Origin of the sequence: Streptosporangium minutum, from assembly GCF_002149035.1 — a bacterium.
Classification (GTDB): Bacteria; Actinomycetota; Actinomycetes; order Streptosporangiales; family Streptosporangiaceae; genus Streptosporangium; species Streptosporangium minutum.
Genome location: NZ_NGFP01000183.1, coordinates 1 through 18984 on the forward strand (window position 1 = coordinate 1; position 18984 = coordinate 18984).

Genomic DNA, 18984 nt, shown 5'->3' on the forward strand with positions numbered 1-18984 from the left:
GCGACGGCGGCCCGTCCCGCCCGCCCAGGGTGCCCCAGGCCGTCCAGCGGGTCAGCGTGCGGCCGTCGGCGGTCAGCGTGCCGCCGTGCGTCCCGGTGCCCGACCAGCCGGTGAACCACAGGGTGTTCCCGTCCAGCCAGCCGAGGTCGGTGACGTCGTCGACGGCGGCCAGCGTCGTCGCCTCTCCGGTGACCAGGTCGACGTGGATGATCCGGCCGGAGACGATGGACAGCCCCTCGACCACCACGGCGGCGCGCCTGCCGGGCGCCAGCCGGGGGCGGCTGAGCTGCCAGGTGGTGCGCAGGAGGGTCCGGGTCGCGCCGGTCTCGCGGTCGATCAGGTCGAGCCTGGGCCGGTAGTACCCCGCGGGTGTCTCGTCGGCCGAGGTCACGGCGAGCGCGACGCCGTCCCGCCAGTCGGCGTCCCAGACGGTCAGCCCCTCGACCGGGATCGGCCGCAGGCGGGCGTCGCCGACCTCGGCCCAGGCCAGCCGGCGCAACCGCCCGCCCGGGGTGCGGACGAAGGGGTCGGACCCGTCGTGGACCCGGAGTCCGAGGTGGCTGCCGTCGCGCTCGCTGCCGGGGTCGGCGGTCCGTACGAGCACGGTCCCGTCGTCGCCCGCGACCAGGTCCTCGATCTCGCCGTCCGCCCGGACCCGCCATACGGGGGTGAGGTCGTCGCCGGCGCGGACCTCGACGTGGTCGAGACCGGGCCCCTCGCCGGAGGCGAGCAGCAGCCGCCCGTCCGGCAGCCAGCGCGTCAGCGCGTGCCACCGCTCCGGCGCCTCGGGCACCGGGACGGGCGCGCCCGCCCGCCCGAGGTCGAGCACGTGCGCGACCGGTCCCGCGTCCGCGAGCGGCAGGACGCAGGCGACGCGACCGCCCGCCGGGTCCAGCGTCACGCTCTCGGGCACCCGCAGCCCGGTCAGCGCGTCGTGCGCCTCCAGCAGCGCGGCCCGCGCCTCCGGCGGGGCCGGCCGTGTTCCCGAGGGCGCCCGGCTCGCGTCCGGCGACGCTTCCGACGATGTCCGGCGCGCGTCTGTCTGCGTCGTGAGCGTCTCCGGCGCCGTCGGACCTTCCGGCCCGGTCACGAGCGGGTGGAGAGGTTGGCGGCCCAGGGGCCGACGAAGAAGTAGGGCCCGAAGTCCGCGGCACCGACGCCGGGACCGAACGCGGTCGCCGCCTCGCCCCACCACAGCGGCTGGTAGGGGACGTCGGCGGCGGCCTTGACCAGCGCCTCCCCGAGGAGCTTGCCCCGGGCCGCCTCGTCGGTGCCCTTCTTGGCCTCGTCGAGCAGCCCGGTCACCTCGTCGTCGGCGTACTCGGCGATGTTGGAACCGTTCTCGCCGACGAAGGCGCCGTTGAGAAGCTGCTGGATGTACTCCGACGGATCGCCCGTCGTCGCGAAGTACCAGCCGAGGTAGACGCCGGAGGCGTGCTTGCCGAGCTCGGCGATCCACTGCTCCAGCGGGACCTCCTTGACCTCCAGGGTGATCCCGATGGTCTTGAGGTTCTGCGCGAGGGTGAGCGCGGCCCTGCCGAGCTGCGGTCCGCTGCCGGGGTAGGTCAGCACGTCGCTGAAGCCGCCGGGGACCGACGACTGGGCCAGCTCGGCACGGGCCTTGGCGAGGTCGAAGCCGTACTGCGGGATGCTCTCGTACAGGCTCTTGACCTCGGCTTCGCCGAGCACGCCGCCCCACTGGGCGGGGTCGGGGACGGTGGTGGCGACCTGACCGTGGCCGCGCAGGACGCTGCGCACGATGCCGTCCCGGTCGACCGCGTGGGCGACCGCCCTGCGGACGTGGATGTCGTCCCACGGCTTCTTGGCGGTGTTGAAGGCGAGCGTGACCAGGGAACGGTCGCTGGCCGTCTTCAGCTCGACGCCGGAGACCGCCTTCCACTGGTCGATCTGCTCGGCGGGCACGTTCAGCGCGACGTCGACCGAGCCGCCCCGCATGGCGAGCAGCCGGGTGGACTCCTCGGGGATGAAGTCGAGCCGGATCTGGCGGTACGGCGCCTTGCCGCCCCACCAGGCGTCGTTGCGCTCCAGCGTCACGTGCGAGTCGGGCGCGAACTCGGTCACCCGGTACGGCCCGGTCCCGAGGATCTTCCCGGTGGGGGTGCCGATGTCCTGGCCGGTGGCCTCGATGAACCTGCGGCTCGTCACGAGAAGGGTCCCCGGCGACGGGGTCCAGGCGAAGGACGCGTCGGGCTGCTTCAGCGTGATGGTCACCTCGGCGGGGCCGCCGGCCTCGATCTTGTCGACGTTGGCGTAGGCGTAGGCGAAGGCCGAGGTGGAGCCCTTCTTGGCGTGCAGGTCGAGGCTGGCCACGATGTCGTCGGCGGTCAGCGGCGTCCCGTCGGCGAAGGTCACGCCACTGCGGATCTTGTAGACGTAGGTCTTCGGGTCCTTACGGCTCCACGACTCGGCCAGGGCCGGCTGGAGGCTGCCGTCCTGGCCGACTCCGACGAGCGCCTCCTGGCAGAGGAGGGCGACGACGTAGTTCATGATGCCCGCCTCCTTGCTCGCGTCCAGCGAGCTGATGGAGGAGGGCAGCGCGACCCTCAGGACGTCGAGGGTCTTCGCCGCTCCGCCGGCGCCCCCGGGCGAGGCCGCCGGGCCGTCCGAGCCGCAGGCCGTGGCGAGAGCCGGGACCGCGGCCAGGCCTCCCACGATGGCGATGGATCTCAGAAGAGAGCGTCGGGTGAGGGCGACATCGGGGAGATCGGGCACGGGGGACCCACTTTCATGCGACCAGCCAGCTCACCTAGCTGCTGCGTCTACCATTACTATCCACTTGGCACAGGAGAGTATTCGCTAGGTAGCATTCCGGTCAAACCCACCTGTTGAATGGGGAATTCATGGCCTCCCTCACCGTCTACAGCGCCCCCTGGTGCGGCCACTGCCACCGGCTGAAGGAGGGGCTCACCCGCGCGGACATCCCCTTCACCGAGGTGGACGTCGACCGGACGCCGGGCGCGATCGAGCTCATCACCGAACTCAACAACGGCTCCTGGCTGATCCCGACCGTGGTCCTGCCCGACGGATCGGCCCTGGTCAACCCCAGCGTCTGGGAGATCGAAGCCCGCCTGGCCTGAGCGGTCGCCGATCGATGGCAGACCTGCGCCCTGGCGATCGGTGTCCGACCGGCCGGCGCCCGATCGGCCGGTCGGCGTTCCGGGCCGGGGATCAGCGCCCCGGCTCGCCCTTCGGGGCGCGCACCTGGGTCAGCGCGAGCGCCGCCGCGGCCAGCGGGAAGCACGCCACCACGACGAGCACCCGGGACAGGCCCATCGACGGGGCCAGCGCGCCGGCCACGGCGGAGCCGACGCCGCCGCCGACGAAGAAGGCGAGGTTGAGCAGCCCCATGCCCGCGCCGCGCAAGGGCAGCGGGAGCCGGGCAGACATCTCCCCCGTGAGCACCACCTGGGTGAGGGCGAAGGAGGCCAGAGCGAGCGAGGTGCCCGCGACCAGGAGCCACGCCCCGCCGCCCGTGATCCCGGACACGGCCATGATGACGCCCGTCACGGTGGTGGCGCCGGCCAGGAGCCGCCGGCCGGTGCGGGCGCCGAGACGGCCCGCCATGCGGGACAGCACGGCGCCCACCACCGCGCCCGGCAGCAGCGCGGCGCCGACGGCGAGCACGCTCCAGCCATGGGTTCTGGCCAGGATCTGGGGCACCGCGTACATCGCGGCGAACAGCCCGCCGTAGACGCCGACGCCGATGGCCGCCGCGATCCAGAATCCCGCGTCGCCCACCACGGAGCGTGGCACGAAGCCGTCCGCTCTGCGCCGGACCTGCCGGGCCAGGCCCGCCCAGGACAGCACCAGCACGGCCGCGACCACCGCGGCGACCGCACCCGGCAGGTCCAGCGCCGGTGCCTGGATCAGGAGCAGCAGCGAGGCGGCCGCGGCGGCGAGCAGGGACGCGCCGGCCACGTCCACCGGCCTGCGCGATCCCGGCCTGGTGGCCAGACCCAGGCAGAACGGCACAGCCAGTAGTGACAGCGCCGGCAGCACGAGGGTGACCCGCCACGACAGCCAGGTCGTCGCCATGCCGCCGATCAGCGTGGCACCGGCCGCGAACAGCGCCATGACGCCGCCGTAGGCGGCCAGCACCCTGGCCCGTCCGGCCGGATCGACGGCGGCCAGCAGGGCAAGGCAGCCGGCGGTCATCGCCCCCGACCCGGCGGCGAGCACCAGGCGGCCGGCGATCAACACGCCCAGGTTCGGGGCCCTCAGGCAGCACACGGCACCGGCCGCCAGGACCAGCGAGCCGGCGGTGAGAGCGGCCCGCACGCCCCAGGAGTCGGCCAGCCGCCCGAAGACCGCGGTGCCGATGCCGAGCGCGAGGGCGTGCGCGGTGAGGACCCAGGCCACCGCGGCGGGTCCGGCGTGCAGCGCGGCCGCGACCTCGGGCAGCGCGACACCCGCCGCGGTGACGCCGAACACCGCGGGCCCGAACAGGGCGCCGAGCCGTACCGCGGTCGAGAACAGCCCGATCGGGGCGGGATCGGCGGCCACGACGGACGGCTGCCCGGTGGCAGAGGGGGAAGACATGGACGGTGCTTCTCTCATCGGGTGACGGAGGTCCGCGCTGCCTGCCAGGCCGCGCTGCTCACGAAGTGGACGTCATAGCGTTCCTGTACGGCCAGCAGGCTGTCGGCGGCCTCCTGACCATGGGCGACGCGCCCGAGGTGCCGGAAGTAGCCGAAGCGCTCGACGCCGGGCGTCATGACCACCAGCACCTCGGCGGTCGAACCGGGGGCGGCGCCGAACGCGTGCGGCGTCCTCGGCGGCACCACCAGGAGGTCGCCCCCGGCCACCGTGGTCACCCGGTCGCCGAGAAGGAACTCCATGACCCCGTCGAGCACGTAGAACGCCTCCGAGGACAGCGTGTGACAGTGCGGACCGGCTCCCTGGGCGCCGCTGCTCAGCGAGAGGCGGTTGACGCCGAGCGCGCCCCAGGTGCCACTGGCGTCGGCCAGAAGCCGGAACGCACTCCCCGCCGACAGTTCCACCACCTCGGCGCTCTCCGCGCGGACGACCACGGCACGGCTCATATCTGGGTCATTGATGGACATGCCCACTCCTTCCAGGTGTTCGCGTCCCATTCGAGCGCGGGAACACCCTGTGAACCAGAAGCAGTTGTCACCTGCAGAAATCAGCGATCGTGATGAATGGAGGGGCTGTGGAGCTCCGGCAGCTGGAGTACTTCCTCGCCGTCGCGGAGGAGGGAGGATTCAGCCGGGCCGCCGAGCGCCTGAACATCGTGCAGTCCGCGGTGAGCCAGCAGATCCGCAGGTTGGAGCGGGAGCTCGGGCTGCCGCTCTTCGACCGCTCGACCCGGCACGTCCATCTGTCCGCCGCGGGAGAGCGCCTGCTGCCCGAGGCCAGAGCCGTGCTCACCGCGGCACACCGCGCCCGGCAGGTCGCGGCCGAGATCACGGCGGGCACGGACGGCATCCTGCGGCTGGGCACGGTCCACGGGCCGGGAGACCGGCTCTACCGCACCCTGGCCGAGCTGGCCGCCATCGCGCCCCGCCTGCAGGTCCGGCTCAAGGACGCCCCGCTGGCCGACCGGCTGGCGGCCGTGCGCTCGGGCGAACTGGACGCCGCGCTCGTGCGCGCCCTGACCTCGGCCCCCGGGCTGCGGCTGGTCCCCGTCTGGACCGACCCGCTGTACGTGGCTCTCCCCTCGACCCACCCCCTGGCGGCCGAGCCGTCGCTGCGCCTGGAGCAGCTCGCGCGCCTGCCCCTCCGGCTGGCCCCGCGAGAGAAGAACCCGCCCTTCCACGACCTGATCACCGGTGCCTGCCGCGCGGCCGGGATCGACCCGCCACCGGGACCGCCGTTCACCAGCCTGCAGGAGACCCTGGCCGAGATCGGGACAGGCGCCCCCTCCTGGACGGTCTTCTACGAGGTCTCGGGGCTGCCGCCCGCGTTCCGCGTGGCCTTCCGGCCGCTTGCCGGGCCGGCCGTCATCACCTCGCTCGCCGTCCGCGACAGACCGCTCACCGCCGCCCTGCGGCACCTGCTCACCTCGTTCGGGGTGAACCCGCAGGACGGCGACCGACCGGCGTCATGAGCGGACCGGACGGCCACGGACCAATGACACGGCCCGGTCAGGTCAGCAGGGGCTCGACCAGCAGGATGACACCGAAGATCGCGAACGCGGCGGCGGCGCCGTACCGGATGATCTTCTCGGGCAGGTGCTTGCCGAGCATCCGGCCGACCGCGATGGCCAGCGCGTCGGCGGCGACCATGCCGACCGTCGAACCGAGCCAGGTGCCGAACCAGCCGTGCTGGGTGGCCAGCGTGATGGTGGCGAGCATGGTCTTGTCGCCGAGCTCGGCGAGGAAGAAGGCGACGGTCACGGCGATGATCGCCGACCGGGTGGTGCGCTGCGCCTTCTGCGACTCCTCCTCGGTCAGTTCGTCGCCGCGCAGCGTCCACACGGCGAAGCCGAGGAACGCGATGCCCGCGACGATGGTGATCGCCGTGGTGGGGATCAGGTCACCGGCCAGCCGGCCCAGGCCGACGCTGACCAGGTGGACGACGGCGGTGGCCAGGGTGATGCCGGCCAGGACCGGCCACGGCTTGAACCGGGTCGCGAAGGTCATCGCCATGAGCTGGCTCTTGTCGCCGAGCTCGGCGACGAAGATCACAGCGAGGCTGATCCAGAACGCTTCCAACGAGATTGCCCTTCCGCGCGCGCGACCGGGCCGGAAGGGGGCACCCGGGAGCCGGGCACGCTTCGGCCCGGCAGCATCGGTGTATGCCTGCCAGGCCGAAGGTCTCGTCCGCCTGGATCCGTTCGGACTCCGGGCCCGCGCGACCGGGCGCCCTGAGACGCCAGCATGTCGATCACGCGATTGGGACTACTCCCCTTCGGGTGTTTCCACCCGACCCTAACAGCCACAAGCACCTGCTGATTCCCCGGCACGGGACCTTTCCCGACCCCTCGGCGCCTCATCTCCGGCGGTGACGCCCGGAGTGCCCCCGGGCGTGCGATCTGACCAGGACCGGGATGGCGACACCCCGGCCTGGCCGTCGGCGACTCACGACGCCGGCGCGTTCCGGCCGCCGATGCACCGGGGCGGTCATGCCGGATTGCAGGTCCGAATTCAGCCGGATCTGCTGGTCCGAATTCCGCCGGATCGGGGCCGCACGCTGGGCATACGTTTGCCCGTGTCAAGATCCCCCGCCGACCGGGCGGGGCCGAGGACAACCACCCGAAGGACATCCATGGATCTGCAGCTTTCCGGCCGCGTCGCGGTCGTCACCGGCGCCTCCAAGGGCATCGGCCTGGCCGTCACCCGCACCCTGCTCGACGAGGGCGTCCGCGTCGTGGCCGCCTCGCGCAAGAGCACCCCGGAGCTGGCGGCGCTCGGCGGCGACAACCTGCTCCACGTGCCGGTCGACCTGATGGACCCCGAAGCACCCGGCCAGGCCGTGGCGCGGGCCGTGGAGGAGTTCGGCGGGCTCGACATCCTGGTCAACAACGCCGGCGGCCCTCCGCCCGGCGTGTCGCTGCCCCGGTTCGGGTTCCTGACCCCGGACGACGAGGACTGGCGGGCGATGTTCGAGTTCAACCTGTTCTCGGTGGTGCGGGCCGTCCGTGCCGCCATCCCGGCGATGCTGGCGCGGGGCGGCGGTTCGATCGTCAACGTCTCCTCGGGCGGCGCCAAGCTGCCCGCCCCGATGAACGTCGACTACAACGCCGCCAAGGCGGGCCTGAACAACCTGACCAAGGCCCTGTCGGAGGAGTTCGCGCCGCAGGGCATCCGGGTGAACACCCTCTCCCTCGGGCCCGTGCGGACGGCGTGGTGGACCGAGGAGGGAGGCGCGGCCGACATCATCGCCGCCCAGGCGGGCACCGACCGCGACACCGTGATCAACAGCGTCGCACCGGAGATGATGAAGCTGTCGACCGGGCGCCTCGTCGAGCCGCAGGAGGTCGCCGACGTGATCGCCCTGCTCGCCTCGCCGCGCTCGGCGAGCACGACCGGCGCGGACTTCGCCGTCGACGCCGGGTTCCTCAAGGAGATCTGACCGCCGGGCCGCCCGCCGTACGGTCAGAGGTGGGTGCCGACCATCACGGGCTCGTTGACGAGGGTGACGCCGAACTTCTCCAGCACCCCGTCCCGGACCTCACGGGCGAGGTCGAGGAGGTCCGCGGTCGTTGCCGTCAGTTCCGGATTTGTCATGGCAAGGGTGTGCTTGGTGGAGATGCGCGCCGGGCCACGCCGGTAGCCCTTGGGGAACCCGGCGTTCTCGATCAACCAGGCCGCAGGGACCTTGACGGAGCCGTCCGGCATGTCCCAGCGGGGGAAACCGGGGGCGCGCAKCTCCAGCTCGGCCGCCTCACCGGCGGTGAGGAGCGGGTTGGTGAAGAACGATCCCGCGCTCCGGGAGTCCGGGTCGTCGGGATCGAGCACCATCCCCTTGCCCCGGCGCAGCTCCAGCACCGCCGCGCGGGCCTGTGCCAGCGGCACCCGCTCGCCGAGGGCGACGTCCAGCCTGGCGGCCAGCTCCCGGTAGGCGACCGGGCCGGACATCCCGTCCTCGGCCAGCCCGTAGGTGACCGCCAGGACGACGTACCGCCCGGCCTCCTCCTTGAAGGCGCTGTGCCGGTAGGCGAACCCGCACTCCCCCGCGGCCAGGTCGCTCACCTCACCGGACTTGCGGTCGTAGACCCGCACCCCGGTGATCGTCTGCGAGACCTCCTGCCCGTAGGCCCCGACGTTCTGGATCGGCGTGGACCCGACCAGACCCGGGATCCCGGACAGACACTCGATCCCCGAGCGCCCCTCCGCCACCGTGCGGGCCACCAGCGCGTCCCAGTCCTCCCCGGCCTGCACGGTGACCCGGTCCCCGTCGACCTCGATCCCCCGCGAGGCGACGCGCACGACCAGCCCGTCGAAGCCCTCGTCCGACACGACCAGGTTGCTGCCGCCGCCGAGCACGAGCACCGGCTCACCCGCCCGGTCCGCCGCGGCCACCAGCTCGACGATCTCCTCCGCCGAACCCGCCGTCACGAAAGCCCCGGCCGGTCCGCCCAGCCCCACCGTCGTGTACGGCGCCAGCCGTACCCCTGAAACCCGCTCAGTCATGCGCTTCCCCACCACCCGGCCGAAATCCGCGACCAGCCTACGTGCCGCCGGGCGGCCCGCGCGTCGGGGAACCGCCTACGTGTCCTGGAGCAGCCTCAGCACGCGGTCATAGGTCCTGCGGGACTCCCTGTCGCGGTAGTCGGGATCGACGTCGTGATAACCGCGGTGCCGTTCCTGGTGGACCGGCAGGTCCCTGTCGAGGGCGACGAGGGTGCCGGGGAGCGTGAGGGAGAACTCCAGGTCGGCGTTACGGTAATAGCGGGCGCCCTCGGGGAAGCCGCCCACCGCGAGCGCGGCGTCACGCCTGACCGCGAACAGATGGCCGAGCAGCCCGCGGACCTCGCCGGGCTCGGCGTCATGCCACTCATGACCGTCCGCCCCGGGGTTCACGCCCTTCCAGCCCGCCGCGGCCACGTCGTCGGTCAGCACCTTGACCAGCGGAGTGATCGCGTCGCCGTCCAGGATCGTGGAGGTCTCCATCACGACGTGCACGTCGGAGGTGTCGAGCTTCAGCAGCTTGGTACGACTCTCGCCCCACTCCGCCGTGCCTCCCCTCCAGTGCGGGGTCTCGGCCACGTGCCAGGCCTCCACCCTGCGGGGAAACTCCTCGGCCAGCTCCTCCAGGACGACCCCGGCGCCGTCCACGTTTCCCAGGTCCAGGCCGATGATCCTGGCCTCGGTCCGGGCGACCAGCGCGCGGACGCAGTCTCGCAGGTCATCGGGCCAGCCGTCGACGACGAGACCGACGGTCACGGTCGGCGAGACGGCGGGTTTGTGCGGCTCGGCCGGGGTGATCGTCTCGTCGAGCCGCGACACCGACAGGCTCCCGTCCCACAGCAGCTGGGAGGAGATCGTCCGCTCGGGATGGCCTTCGTGATCGTCCGAGCGGCCGACGAGTTCGGCGCCTTCCGGCTTCTGCTTGGGCGCCGCCTCGGTCGCGGCGACCCGCTCGGCGTCCAGATCGCCGAGCCGTTCGGGCCGGGCGGAAGGATCTGCGGCCTCGGCGACCCGGCCGGCGTCCATGGAGGCGGCGTCACGGCCGGCGGCCCCGGAGCCCGGAGCGCCGGAGCCCGCGGCACCGGAGCCCGCGGCACCGGAATCCGCGACGCCGGCCTGTCCGGGCGGCCGGTCGCCCGCCCCGGGTTCGGGGACGGAGGCCACCGTGGGCCACACCTCGAAAGGGGGCCTGGGAGTGAGCTCGAAGCCGTCCCCGGTGTCGCGGACGAGCCAGCCCTCTGCTTCGATCTTGTCGCGGAGCGCGTCGGCCCCGGCGTAGTCACGGCCGGCCCGCGCCCTGGCCCGCTGCTCGGCGAGCCCCGTCACGTGAGGTGGTACTTCGTTCATCAAATCTCCTTGAGCGTGGATACCCCCGCCTTCGGGCGGGGGAGGAAACGCGGCGCGGCGGCGCGCGATTCGGTAACGTGTTCGGCGGCGGCGATAACCAAGCCGCTGCTCGCGTGATCGGCAATATCCTCGCCGCCGGGCTGGCGGAGAGGTGAAACGCCTGTGGAGCCGGTGTAAGACCTCAAGGGAGCCTTTCTCCTGGCGGGCGGCTGGCGGTGAAGCAGGAATTCTCACGGGCGACCGTGGGAATCCCCTCCCTTCAGGGAGGGGAGGATGTCAACTCCGGACGCTACCCACGGACCGGGGGAAGAATCAGCTCCCGGCCCGCGAGCCGCGATCGAGCGGGCCGGACCAGCGGCGCGAACGCGCCGGACCACCGCTCCGGACAGGCCTGACCATTGGCCCGGACCCGCCGGCACCGGCGGCGTCGTGGCGCTGTGGGATGGTGGTCGCGTGACGTTGGAGGACCTCGTCCGGCTGCGCCGGGCCCGTGACCGGATGGACCGCGACTACGCGGAGCCGCTCGACGTTCCGGCGCTGGCCCGCGTCGCCCTCATGTCGCCGGGCCATTTCTCCCGCAGCTTTCGCGCCGCCTTCGGGGAGTCGCCGTACAGCTACCTGATGACGCGCCGGATCGAGCGGGCCAAGGCGCTGCTGCGGCGGGGTGACCTGACGGTGACGGAGGTCTGCTTCGCGGTCGGCTGCACATCGCTGGGATCGTTCAGCTCGCGGTTCACCGAGCTGATCGGCGAGAGCCCGAGCTCATACCGGGCTCGCCGCCATGACGAGGGCGCCGCCATCCCTGCCTGTGTCGCCAAGGTCTACACGCGACCGGTCAGGAATGGAGAAGCCGGATCCGGCTCCCCGCCCATAATGTGAACCGCATGGACATCAAACTTTCGCAGACCTTCATCGCCGTCGACGACCACGACAAGGCGCTCACCTTCTACCGGGACGCTCTCGGCCTGGAGGTGCGCAACGACGTCGGGTTCGAGGGGATGCGCTGGGTGACCGTCGGCGCTCCGTCGCAGCCTGACGTGGACATCGTCCTCGAACCGCCCATCGGTGACCCGAACGCCTCGCCCGCCGACAAGGAGGCCGCGGCGGAACTGCTGGCGAAGGGCCTGCTGCGCGGCGTCATCTTCGGGACCGACGACTGCGACGCCACCTTCGAGCGCATCCACGCGGCGGGTGGCGAGGTGCTGCAGGAGCCGGTCGACCAGCCGTACGGCGTGCGCGACTGCGCCTTCCGCGATCCCTCCGGCAACATGGTGCGTTTCAGCCAGCCCCGCAGGCAGTGAGCTCCGGTCCCGCGGACCGGGCGCTCCCCTGCCGTCGGACCGAAGCACCCGGTCACGACCGTGCGGCCGCCCGCCGTCGGTAGTGGCCGTCGCTGGCCCGGCTCGGTGCCGGCATCGCCCGCGTGCCCGGTCAGGGTCTGGCAGTTCTTCCTCGCCAGGTCCGGCACCCTCGGCAGGCCCGGCACCGACGCCCGTGCCCGGCGTCGGGGGCCGACCCGGGCGGGCCGGCCCGCGATCCGCTCCATCACCTGGTCGGGCATCGACCGCCACCGGGCAGGCGCCACGCTGTGACCCGCGGCCACCGATGCTCTTCTTCTGTCCACACGACTCACGACGATCATCGGTGGCCGCAGCCGTCTCCGCGCCGGCCTGACCGGCGACATCACGGTCTACGGCTGGGGTGCCGGCGACCAAGGATCACTAGGCGAGCTGGACCACCGCGCGGGCCTTGGAGAGCACCCGGGAGTCGCCGGACCTGGCGGTCAGCGCGACCACCACGCGGTTGTCCTCCAGCTTCTCCTCGATGACGCCGCTCACCGTGATGACGGCGCCCTGCTCGTCGTCCGGGACGACCACCATGGACGAGAACCGCACGCCGTAGTCGACGATCGCGCCGGGGTCGCCGGCCCAGTCGGTGACGAACCGGCCGCCCTGGGCCATGGTGAACATGCCGTGCGCGATGACGTCGGGCAGGCCGACGGTCTTGGCGAAGCGCTCGTTCCAGTGGATGGGGTTGAAGTCACCGGAGGCTCCGGCGTACATCACCAGGTTGACGCGGCGGACCGGATAGTCGGCGGGCGGGATCTGCTGCCCCGTCTCGACCTCGTCGTACTTGACAGTCGCTGCCATCTCAGCCCGCCCCTCCGCGCTCGACGATGGTGTTGTAGGTCGTGCAGACGGGCTCACCGTCGACGGTGGTGACGTCGCTCTTGACCGTGATGAGCTCGTTGCGGCCGACGCTGCGGATGTCGGTCACCGTGGAGACGCTGACCAGCTCGTCACCGGCGTGGATCGGCCGCTGGTACTCGAAGCGCTGCTCGCCGTGGACGACCATGGCGAAGTTCAGGCCGAGTTCGGGGTCGGCCAGGATCGTCCCGCCGGCCAGGCTGAACACGATGGGGAAGGTGGGCGGCGCGACCACGTCCGGATGACCGGCGGCCTGTGCGGCCTCCCTGTCCCGGTAGATCGGGTTGTTGTCGCCGATCGCCGTCGCGAACTCTTTGATCTTCACGCGGCTGACCTCGTAGGGCGCGGAAGGCGCGGACGCCCGCCCGACGAAATCACGGTTCAGAGCCATCGTGCTCCTTTGCGGATACCGAGCTGGTGAGGCCGACAGTAACAGAACAAGATTCCGGGGTCTGCTCCCCGGGTCGGCCACCAGGAAACCGTAGCCCGGCCCTCGCCCGGCACCGGCTGTCGAGCATGGTCAACACCCGGACGGGAAAGCTGTGAAGATACGACAAACCGGCGCCCCCCACGAGGACGCCGGTCTACGTTGAGTATGTGAGTGCTACTGAAGTACCCATCTCCCGCCGAGAGCCGGGAGGCTTCGCAGAGACTTAGCGAGTCTCGCGGTGCGCCTTGTGCGTCTTGCAGTTCGGGCAGTACTTCTTCAGCTCAAGCCGATCCGGGTCGTTGCGCCGGTTCTTCCGCGTGATGTAGTTGCGGTGCTTGCACTCCTGGCAGGCCAGCGTGATCTTCGGCCTAACGTCGGTGGCAGCCACTTGGGAGTGCCTTTCTACGTTCGGGACTGTGGACAACCCAGCCCAGCTCCCCTTATGAGGGGAACCCGGGAGGGTAGTAGCGGAGGCCGGACTTGAACCGGCGACACAACGATTATGAGCCGTTTGCTCTGCCTGGCTGAGCTACTCCGCCTTGGGCCGACGAAATCGACCGGCCCCCGCAAGGATACCCGACGCGCAGACTGCCTGCGTACTTGTGCAGGTCAGGGGCATCGCTTCTGGGTTTCCCCAGTATGCCCGCTCGCTCGCCGGGAACCTTGAGTGTTTTCGGGTGACCGTCACGGCCTACCCAAGCCGAAAGCCCTAACCGGGTGGCTAGGGCTTTTAGGCTGTTGAGCCCCTTTACGGAATCGAACCGTAGACCTTCTCCTTACCATGGAGACGCTCTGCCGACTGAGCTAAAGGGGCCTGTCTGCTTCGCTTTCGCGCTGCGGACAGGTGTAACCATACACGCCTCGGCAGCGCGATGCGAAATCAAACAGGGACCTGGCGGATCATCACCGCTCCGTCGTCAGCGCCACCGGTGCCCGCGCTCCGCCCGGCCGGCGTGCTCGGCCCGGCCGGGCTGCTCCGCCCGGTCCGCGCGGTCACCCCGGCCGCCTTGTTCAGCCCGGCCGGCGTGCTCGGCGCGCCCCCCCTGCTCCGCCCGGTCGGCGCGGTCGGTCCGGTCGGTCCGGCCGCCTTGTTCCGCCTCCTCCGCACGACTACCCCGGTCGGCGTGCTCGGCGCGACCGCCCTGCTCAGCCCGGTCAGCCCGGTCGGCCCGGTCAGTTCGGTCGGTCCGGTCAGCCTGGTCGGTCCGACCGTCCTGCTCGGCCCGGCTGCCCTGCTCGGCCCGGTCGTTCTGCTCGGCTCGACCGTTCTGCTCCGTCCGGTCATCCTGCTCCGCCCGGTCGGCCTGCTCCGCCCGGTCGGCCTGCTTGGGCTTGGGCAGGTTCCCGATCAGCGTGTCGACGTGCTCCTCGGGCTTGGGGAAGTCACCGGTGATGCCGAAACGGGTGAAGTATCTCTTCCCGTTCACCGTTCGCGCGCCGCCCAGAATGATCGTCGCGGTGTACGGCTCCTCCTGGCAGCCCGGCATGCACCAGGTCCCGCTCAGCTTGCCCGTGCCGAGCGCCGCGTACGGCCCCCACCTTTTCCAGGTGAGCTCGCTGAGCGAGCTGAACTCCGAGGCGACCAGGTTCGCCGGGCGCCGGTCTGCCCGCCCCTCCTCGGCCCCGTAGAGGTTGAACACGTAGATCGGCCCCGGGGCCGTGGCACCGGTCTCGGCGACGGCCGTCCCGGATCCCGCGCCCACGATGCCCGAAACGAGCGTGGCGACCGCCGCGGCGATGGTGACTGTCCGCATACCTTCCCCCTGTTTTCCACTGTTCTCGCACGTCGTCCGCGCGGCTTCCGCACGGTTGGCCAGGTCAGGGGGGAGGACTTTCCAGCTGCCCGGCGGCGGAGTGACGGCCATCCGCCGGGCGGCTTTTCGAATCGTACGGTGCGGACGACCAAACCAGAGGTCTAACGGCTCCGAATACCTTCCGTGGCGAACATGGGACGCGCGGTGAGAGCGGGTGGGGCGGGGCTCCTGTCCGCGCTGGCCGCGCTCGGCGGCGGCGAGCTGGCGGCGGCGGGGGCGCTCCGCCCCCAGTCCTCCCCCGTCGTCGTCGTGGGCGGCACGGTCATCGACCTGACCCCCACCCCCGTGAAGGAGTTCGCGGTCCGCACCTTCGGAACCTCCGACAAGCCCATCCTGATCGGCGCCGTCATCGCCGTCCTCCTGGGTCTCGCCCTCCTCCTCGGCCTCCTCGCCGGGACCGGCAGGCGGGTCCCGGCGGCGGCCGGAGTGGCGGGGCTGGGGGTTCTCGGGGCCGTCGCCGCGGCGACCCGGCCGGCGTCGGCGCCACTGGACACGGTGCCGTCCCTGCTGGCAGCCCTCGTGGGGGCGCTCACCCTGCTCGCGCTCACCCTGCCCGCTTCACCGGCCGGCGGTCGCAGGGCCTTCCTCCTGATCGGCGCCGGGACCGTCGCGGCCATCACCGCCGGCCGCCTGGCGGCGTCCCGCGCCTCGAGTGCCGCGCTGGTCCTTCCCCGGCCCGCTTCCCCGGCCCGGCCGCTGCCCGCCGGCGCCGATCTCCGCATCCCCGGCCTGAGCGCGTTCGTCACCCCCGCCGCGGAGTTCTACCGGGTCGACACCGCGCTGGTCGTGCCCCGCCCCGACCTGGACGGCTGGACGCTCCGCGTCCACGGCACCCGGACGATCGAGCTGACCATGGCCGACGTGCTCAGGCGCGGGCCGATCGAGCGCGACATCACCCTCGCCTGCGTCTCCAACGAGGTCGGCGGCCCCTACGTCGGCAATGCCCGCTGGCTGGGCGTGCCGCTGGCCACCATCCTGCGCGAGGCGGGCATCCCGGCAGGCGCCGACCAACTGCTGAGCCGTTCGGCCGACGGCTGGACCGGCGGGACCCCGGTGGACATCGTCATGGACGGCAGGGACGCGATGCTCGCCATCGGGATGAACGGCCTGCCGCTCCCCGCGGAACACGGCTTCCCCGCCCGGCTCGTCGTCCCCGGTCTCTACGGCTACGTGTCGGCGACCAAGTGGGTCGTGGCCCTCAAGCTCACCCGCTACGCCGACGAGCGCGCCTACTGGACCGAGCGCGGCTGGGCCACCGACGCCCCGATCAAGACCATGTCCAGGATCGACGTCCCCGCACCGCTCAGGCGGCTCCGGGCGGGAGCCGTACAGGTGGCCGGGGTCGCCTGGGCCCAGCACCGCGGCGTCGCGGGCGTCGAGGTCCGGGTGGACGGCGGCCCCTGGCACGAGGCCGTGACGGCCGCCGTGCCGAGCCCCGACACCTGGCGGCAGTGGACCTGGACCTGGCAGGCCACTCCCGGCAGCCACACCTTGGAGGTCCGCGCGACCGACGTGGCCGGCCATACCCAGCAGTCGTCCCGAGTGACGCCGTTCCCCGACGGGGCGACCGGATGGCACTCGGTCGTGGTCACCGTCGTGTGACCGGTTCCCCACCCCTCGAAGTTCCCTCACCTCCAAAGGAGAAAGATCATGAAGAGCACGGCATTCGCCGCGACCGCCCTCGCGCTCCTGGCCCTCACCGCCGCCTGCGGGAACGGCACGGAGGCGGGCGGTGGCACGGCGGACGAGGCCGCCTCCACCCCGGCCCCCTCGGCCAGCGCGACCGCCACCCGGGCCGCCACGGAGCCGGCCATGGCCGACGCCCCGTTCGGCGTCGCCTGCTCGGCCGTGCCCGCCTCGGGCGAGGGCAGCTTCACCGGCATGGCCGACGACCCGGTCGCCACCGCGGCGTCCAACAACCCGGTCCTGTCCACCCTGGTCACGGCCGTCAAGAAGGCGGGCCTGGTCGACACGCTCAACTCCGCCAAGGACATCACGGTCTTCGCACCCACCAATGACGCGTTCGCCAAGATTCCGAAGGCGACCCTCGACAAGGTCCTGGCCGACAAGGCCACGCTGACCAAGATCCTGACCTACCACGTGGTCTCCGGGAGGAAGGCCCCGGCGGACCTGAGCGACGCCTCGCCGGCGACGCTCCAGGGCGGCAAGCTGACCGTCAAGGGTTCGGGCGAGGACTACACCGTCAACGACGCCAAGGTCGTCTGCGGCAACGTGCCCACCGGCAACGCCACCGTCTACATCGTCGACACGGTGCTCATGCCGCAGTAACCGGTATCCGGCCCGCGGCCAGGCCGGATACCGGCCTGGCCGCGGGGGCGCCGGCTGCGGCTCGCCCCGTGCGGGGCCCGCAGGACGCGGGTCCGCCTCCGCGCCGGGGCCCGTAGGTCTCGGGTCGCCCCCCCTGCAAGGCCTGCACGTCGCGGGTCCTCCGTTCCAGTCCCATGACAAGTCATCACCAACCAAGCCATAAGTGGGCCGTCACATCATGGTCGGCAGCAAGCCGTACCGACCGAGGAGACACCCGCGATGACCCCCGAACTGCTGGGATTCCAGATCACCCACCGCGCCATGCGGGGCGATGTCCGCCGCCTGGCCGATCTGGCCACGGAGTTGGCGGAGGGCCGGCAGTCCGCCGACGCGGCCCGCGCCACCGCCATCGCCGGATTCGTCACCGCGCTGTGCAAAGGCATCCACCACCATCACACGATGGAGGACCAGGTGCTCTGGCCCGTCATCGAGCGGGCCGCCGGCGCCGAGGTGGATCTGCGCGACCTCAGCGACGACCACTCCGAGCTGGACCCCCTGCTGGCCGAGATCAACGGCCAGGCGGCCGCGTTCGCCGCCGGCCGGGACGCCTCCGCCCTCGTCACGTCGCTCACCCGGCTCGCCGACATGCTCGACGAGCACATCGAGGAGGAGGAGCGGCTGCTCTTCCCGATCATCAGGAAGTACGTGTCCGTGGCCGACTGGAAGAGGGTCGAGGACGCGGTCCGCAAGGGCGGCGATGTCAGGGTCGACCTGCCGAGGATCGAGCAGTACGCCAGGCCCGAGGAGCTCACCCGGCTGCGCAAGATGGCCGGCCCCGTCCTGGCCTTGCTGCTCTCCCTGCTGCGCGGCGGCCACCGGCGCCGCCAGCGACTCGTCTTCGGCCCCCTCGCCGAGGTCTGAGACCCGAGCGCCGGGCTGATCCCCACCCGAGCGCCACCTCGGACACCCGGCCGCCCGCCCGGACGCCGGACTGATCCCTTACCCGGGCGCCGGGCCATCCCTTGTACGAGCGCCGGGCTTAATCCCGCACCCGGGCACCCGCCCGGGCCTGCGCGGCCCTGCGGGCCCAGTGCGGGGAGCCGGCCCGCTCGGCGACCCGCACCGCCGTCGCGTAGTGGGCCGATCCGTCCCGGCCCAGCGACTCTGCGAGATCACCCAGGATGTGCGCGACCGGCCCTATGGTGATCGACCCGGAATGGAGCCCGGCCAGCTCCCCGTCCCACGGCAGCAGTTCCTCGTAGCACCGCTCACTCACCTCGCGGTCGCCCAGGGCGACGGCGTTCTCCGCCCGCAGCGCCAGCCGTACCAGCCAGTAGTAGTCCTTGCGGATCTTCCAGCCGGGCTGCCAGAACGTCCGGGCCTCCTCCTGCCGGCCCTCGGCGATCAGAGCCCTGACGAGGATCTCGGAGACGTCGTCGGGGAGGAACCCGTGGATGGCCTTGATCTCCGGGATGTCCTGCGGCAGGCCGCCCGCCAGCCGGGCCACGAAGCGGCCCACGATGCCGCTGCCCGTCGCGTTGGCGCCGCCGGCCACGGCCATCCGCTCGGCCGCCGCCGAGTAGGACCGATCCGCCCGCTCGAACTCGCCCCTGATCAGCATGCCCAGCGTGTCCAGCATCGACAGCACGCTCAGCGCCAGACCGAGCTGGCCGCTGGTGGAGTGCTCCAGTGCCCTGTCGGCGTGGTGGCGCGCGGCGGCCAGGTCGTTGCGGCCGAGGCTCACCATGTAGAGGGCGTGGTGGCCCTGCATCTCGTACCCGGGCAGCCCCGCCCGGTCCCCCAGC

Annotated in this window: 20 protein-coding genes, 2 tRNA genes and 1 pseudogene; 9 read left to right on the forward strand and 14 right to left on the reverse strand. The window is 72.1% G+C overall.

The genetic code is table 11. The features are described from left to right. Both CA984_RS30910 and CA984_RS30915 read right to left on the reverse strand, forming a co-directional pair. Positions 1 to 1090, reverse strand: a 1090-nt coding sequence (locus CA984_RS30910) for a hypothetical protein (RefSeq protein WP_207621110.1), incomplete at its 3' end; no start/stop codon positions are given. Next, positions 1087 to 2733, reverse strand: a complete 1647-nt coding sequence (locus CA984_RS30915; protein ID WP_086577026.1) for an ABC transporter substrate-binding protein — start codon at positions 2731 to 2733, stop codon at positions 1087 to 1089. The genes CA984_RS30915 and CA984_RS30910, both read right to left, overlap by 4 nt. Before the next feature lie 128 nt (positions 2734 to 2861). On the opposite strand from CA984_RS30915, the gene CA984_RS30920 reads away from it, so the two are divergent. After that, positions 2862 to 3098, forward strand: coding sequence for a glutaredoxin domain-containing protein (locus CA984_RS30920; RefSeq protein ID WP_086577027.1), 237 nt, complete (start codon positions 2862 to 2864; stop codon positions 3096 to 3098). A gap of 91 nt (positions 3099 to 3189) precedes the next feature. On the opposite strand, the gene CA984_RS30925 is transcribed toward CA984_RS30920, so the two are convergent. After that, complete coding sequence (locus CA984_RS30925; RefSeq protein ID WP_242676270.1) at positions 3190 to 4560, reverse strand: MFS transporter; 1371 nt, start codon at positions 4558 to 4560, stop codon at positions 3190 to 3192. Between the two features lie 14 nt (positions 4561 to 4574). Further along, a complete protein-coding gene (locus CA984_RS30930) occupies positions 4575 to 5084 on the reverse strand; it encodes a cupin domain-containing protein (protein WP_086577028.1) in 510 nt (169 codons plus the stop codon). A gap of 107 nt (positions 5085 to 5191) precedes the next feature. Here CA984_RS30930 and CA984_RS30935 point away from each other — a divergent pair, with 107 nt between their 5' ends. Continuing rightward, positions 5192 to 6088 carry a LysR family transcriptional regulator gene (locus tag CA984_RS30935; RefSeq protein WP_086577029.1) on the forward strand — a complete coding sequence of 299 codons (897 nt, stop codon included), beginning with the start codon at positions 5192 to 5194 and terminating at the stop codon, positions 6086 to 6088. Positions 6089 to 6125: 37 nt separating this feature from the next. Here CA984_RS30935 and CA984_RS30940 read toward each other — a convergent pair whose 3' ends face one another. Then, positions 6126 to 6695, reverse strand: a complete 570-nt coding sequence (locus CA984_RS30940; RefSeq protein WP_086577030.1) for a TMEM165/GDT1 family protein — start codon at positions 6693 to 6695, stop codon at positions 6126 to 6128. Positions 6696 to 7248: 553 nt separating this feature from the next. Between CA984_RS30940 and CA984_RS30945 the strand changes: the two genes are divergently transcribed. Beyond that, a complete protein-coding gene (locus CA984_RS30945; RefSeq protein WP_086577031.1) occupies positions 7249 to 8055 on the forward strand; it encodes an SDR family NAD(P)-dependent oxidoreductase in 807 nt (268 codons plus the stop codon). A 23-nt stretch (positions 8056 to 8078) separates the two neighbouring features. On the opposite strand, the gene CA984_RS30950 is transcribed toward CA984_RS30945, so the two are convergent. Beyond that, on the reverse strand, positions 8079 to 9116 hold the full coding sequence (locus CA984_RS30950) for a UDP-N-acetylmuramate dehydrogenase (RefSeq protein ID WP_086577032.1): 1038 nt from the start codon (positions 9114 to 9116) through the stop codon (positions 8079 to 8081). Between the two features lie 75 nt (positions 9117 to 9191). Then, complete coding sequence (locus CA984_RS30955) at positions 9192 to 10460, reverse strand: glycosyltransferase family 2 protein (RefSeq protein ID WP_133061824.1); 1269 nt, start codon at positions 10458 to 10460, stop codon at positions 9192 to 9194. Positions 10461 to 10958: 498 nt separating this feature from the next. On the opposite strand from CA984_RS30955, the gene CA984_RS30965 reads away from it, so the two are divergent. The 3 genes from CA984_RS30965 to CA984_RS45625 all read left to right on the forward strand — a co-directional run bounded on the left by CA984_RS30965 (position 10959) and on the right by CA984_RS45625 (position 12052). Next, positions 10959 to 11339, forward strand: a complete 381-nt coding sequence (locus tag CA984_RS30965) for a helix-turn-helix transcriptional regulator (protein ID WP_242676271.1) — start codon at positions 10959 to 10961, stop codon at positions 11337 to 11339. A gap of 5 nt (positions 11340 to 11344) precedes the next feature. After that, positions 11345 to 11761, forward strand: a complete 417-nt coding sequence (locus CA984_RS30970) for a VOC family protein (RefSeq protein ID WP_086577039.1) — start codon at positions 11345 to 11347, stop codon at positions 11759 to 11761. Between the two features lie 105 nt (positions 11762 to 11866). Beyond that, entirely contained in the window at positions 11867 to 12052 is a 186-nt protein-coding gene (locus tag CA984_RS45625) for a hypothetical protein (protein WP_133061825.1), read from the forward strand. A gap of 129 nt (positions 12053 to 12181) precedes the next feature. On the opposite strand, the gene CA984_RS30975 is transcribed toward CA984_RS45625, so the two are convergent. From CA984_RS30975 to CA984_RS31000, 6 genes are all read right to left on the reverse strand, one after another. After that, positions 12182 to 12610, reverse strand: coding sequence for a MaoC family dehydratase (locus CA984_RS30975; RefSeq protein ID WP_031164804.1), 429 nt, complete (start codon positions 12608 to 12610; stop codon positions 12182 to 12184). A gap of 1 nt (position 12611) precedes the next feature. Then, entirely contained in the window at positions 12612 to 13058 is a 447-nt protein-coding gene (locus CA984_RS30980; RefSeq protein ID WP_012887506.1) for a MaoC family dehydratase N-terminal domain-containing protein, read from the reverse strand. A 262-nt stretch (positions 13059 to 13320) separates the two neighbouring features. Next, positions 13321 to 13485 carry a 50S ribosomal protein L33 gene (gene rpmG / locus CA984_RS30985; protein ID WP_012887505.1) on the reverse strand — a complete coding sequence of 55 codons (165 nt, stop codon included), beginning with the start codon at positions 13483 to 13485 and terminating at the stop codon, positions 13321 to 13323. 77 nt (positions 13486 to 13562) lie between these two features. Next, positions 13563 to 13636 (reverse strand) — tRNA-Met (locus CA984_RS30990). Positions 13637 to 13838: 202 nt separating this feature from the next. Continuing rightward, a tRNA-Thr gene (locus CA984_RS30995) sits at positions 13839 to 13911 on the reverse strand. 103 nt (positions 13912 to 14014) lie between these two features. Continuing rightward, on the reverse strand, positions 14015 to 14851 hold the full coding sequence (locus CA984_RS31000) for a hypothetical protein (RefSeq protein ID WP_086577035.1): 837 nt from the start codon (positions 14849 to 14851) through the stop codon (positions 14015 to 14017). 192 nt (positions 14852 to 15043) lie between these two features. Between CA984_RS31000 and CA984_RS31005 the strand changes: the two genes are divergently transcribed. The 3 genes from CA984_RS31005 (at position 15044) to CA984_RS31015 (ending at position 18100) form a co-directional block, all read left to right on the forward strand. Beyond that, entirely contained in the window at positions 15044 to 16513 is a 1470-nt protein-coding gene (locus CA984_RS31005; protein ID WP_086577040.1) for a molybdopterin-dependent oxidoreductase, read from the forward strand. Between the two features lie 48 nt (positions 16514 to 16561). Next, on the forward strand, positions 16562 to 17200 hold the full coding sequence (locus CA984_RS31010) for a fasciclin domain-containing protein (RefSeq protein WP_086577036.1): 639 nt from the start codon (positions 16562 to 16564) through the stop codon (positions 17198 to 17200). Positions 17201 to 17458: 258 nt separating this feature from the next. Next, entirely contained in the window at positions 17459 to 18100 is a 642-nt protein-coding gene (locus tag CA984_RS31015) for a hemerythrin domain-containing protein (protein WP_086577037.1), read from the forward strand. Between the two features lie 118 nt (positions 18101 to 18218). Here CA984_RS31015 and CA984_RS31020 read toward each other — a convergent pair. After that, positions 18219 to 18984, reverse strand: a pseudogene (locus CA984_RS31020) (BTAD domain-containing putative transcriptional regulator); the annotation flags it as partial.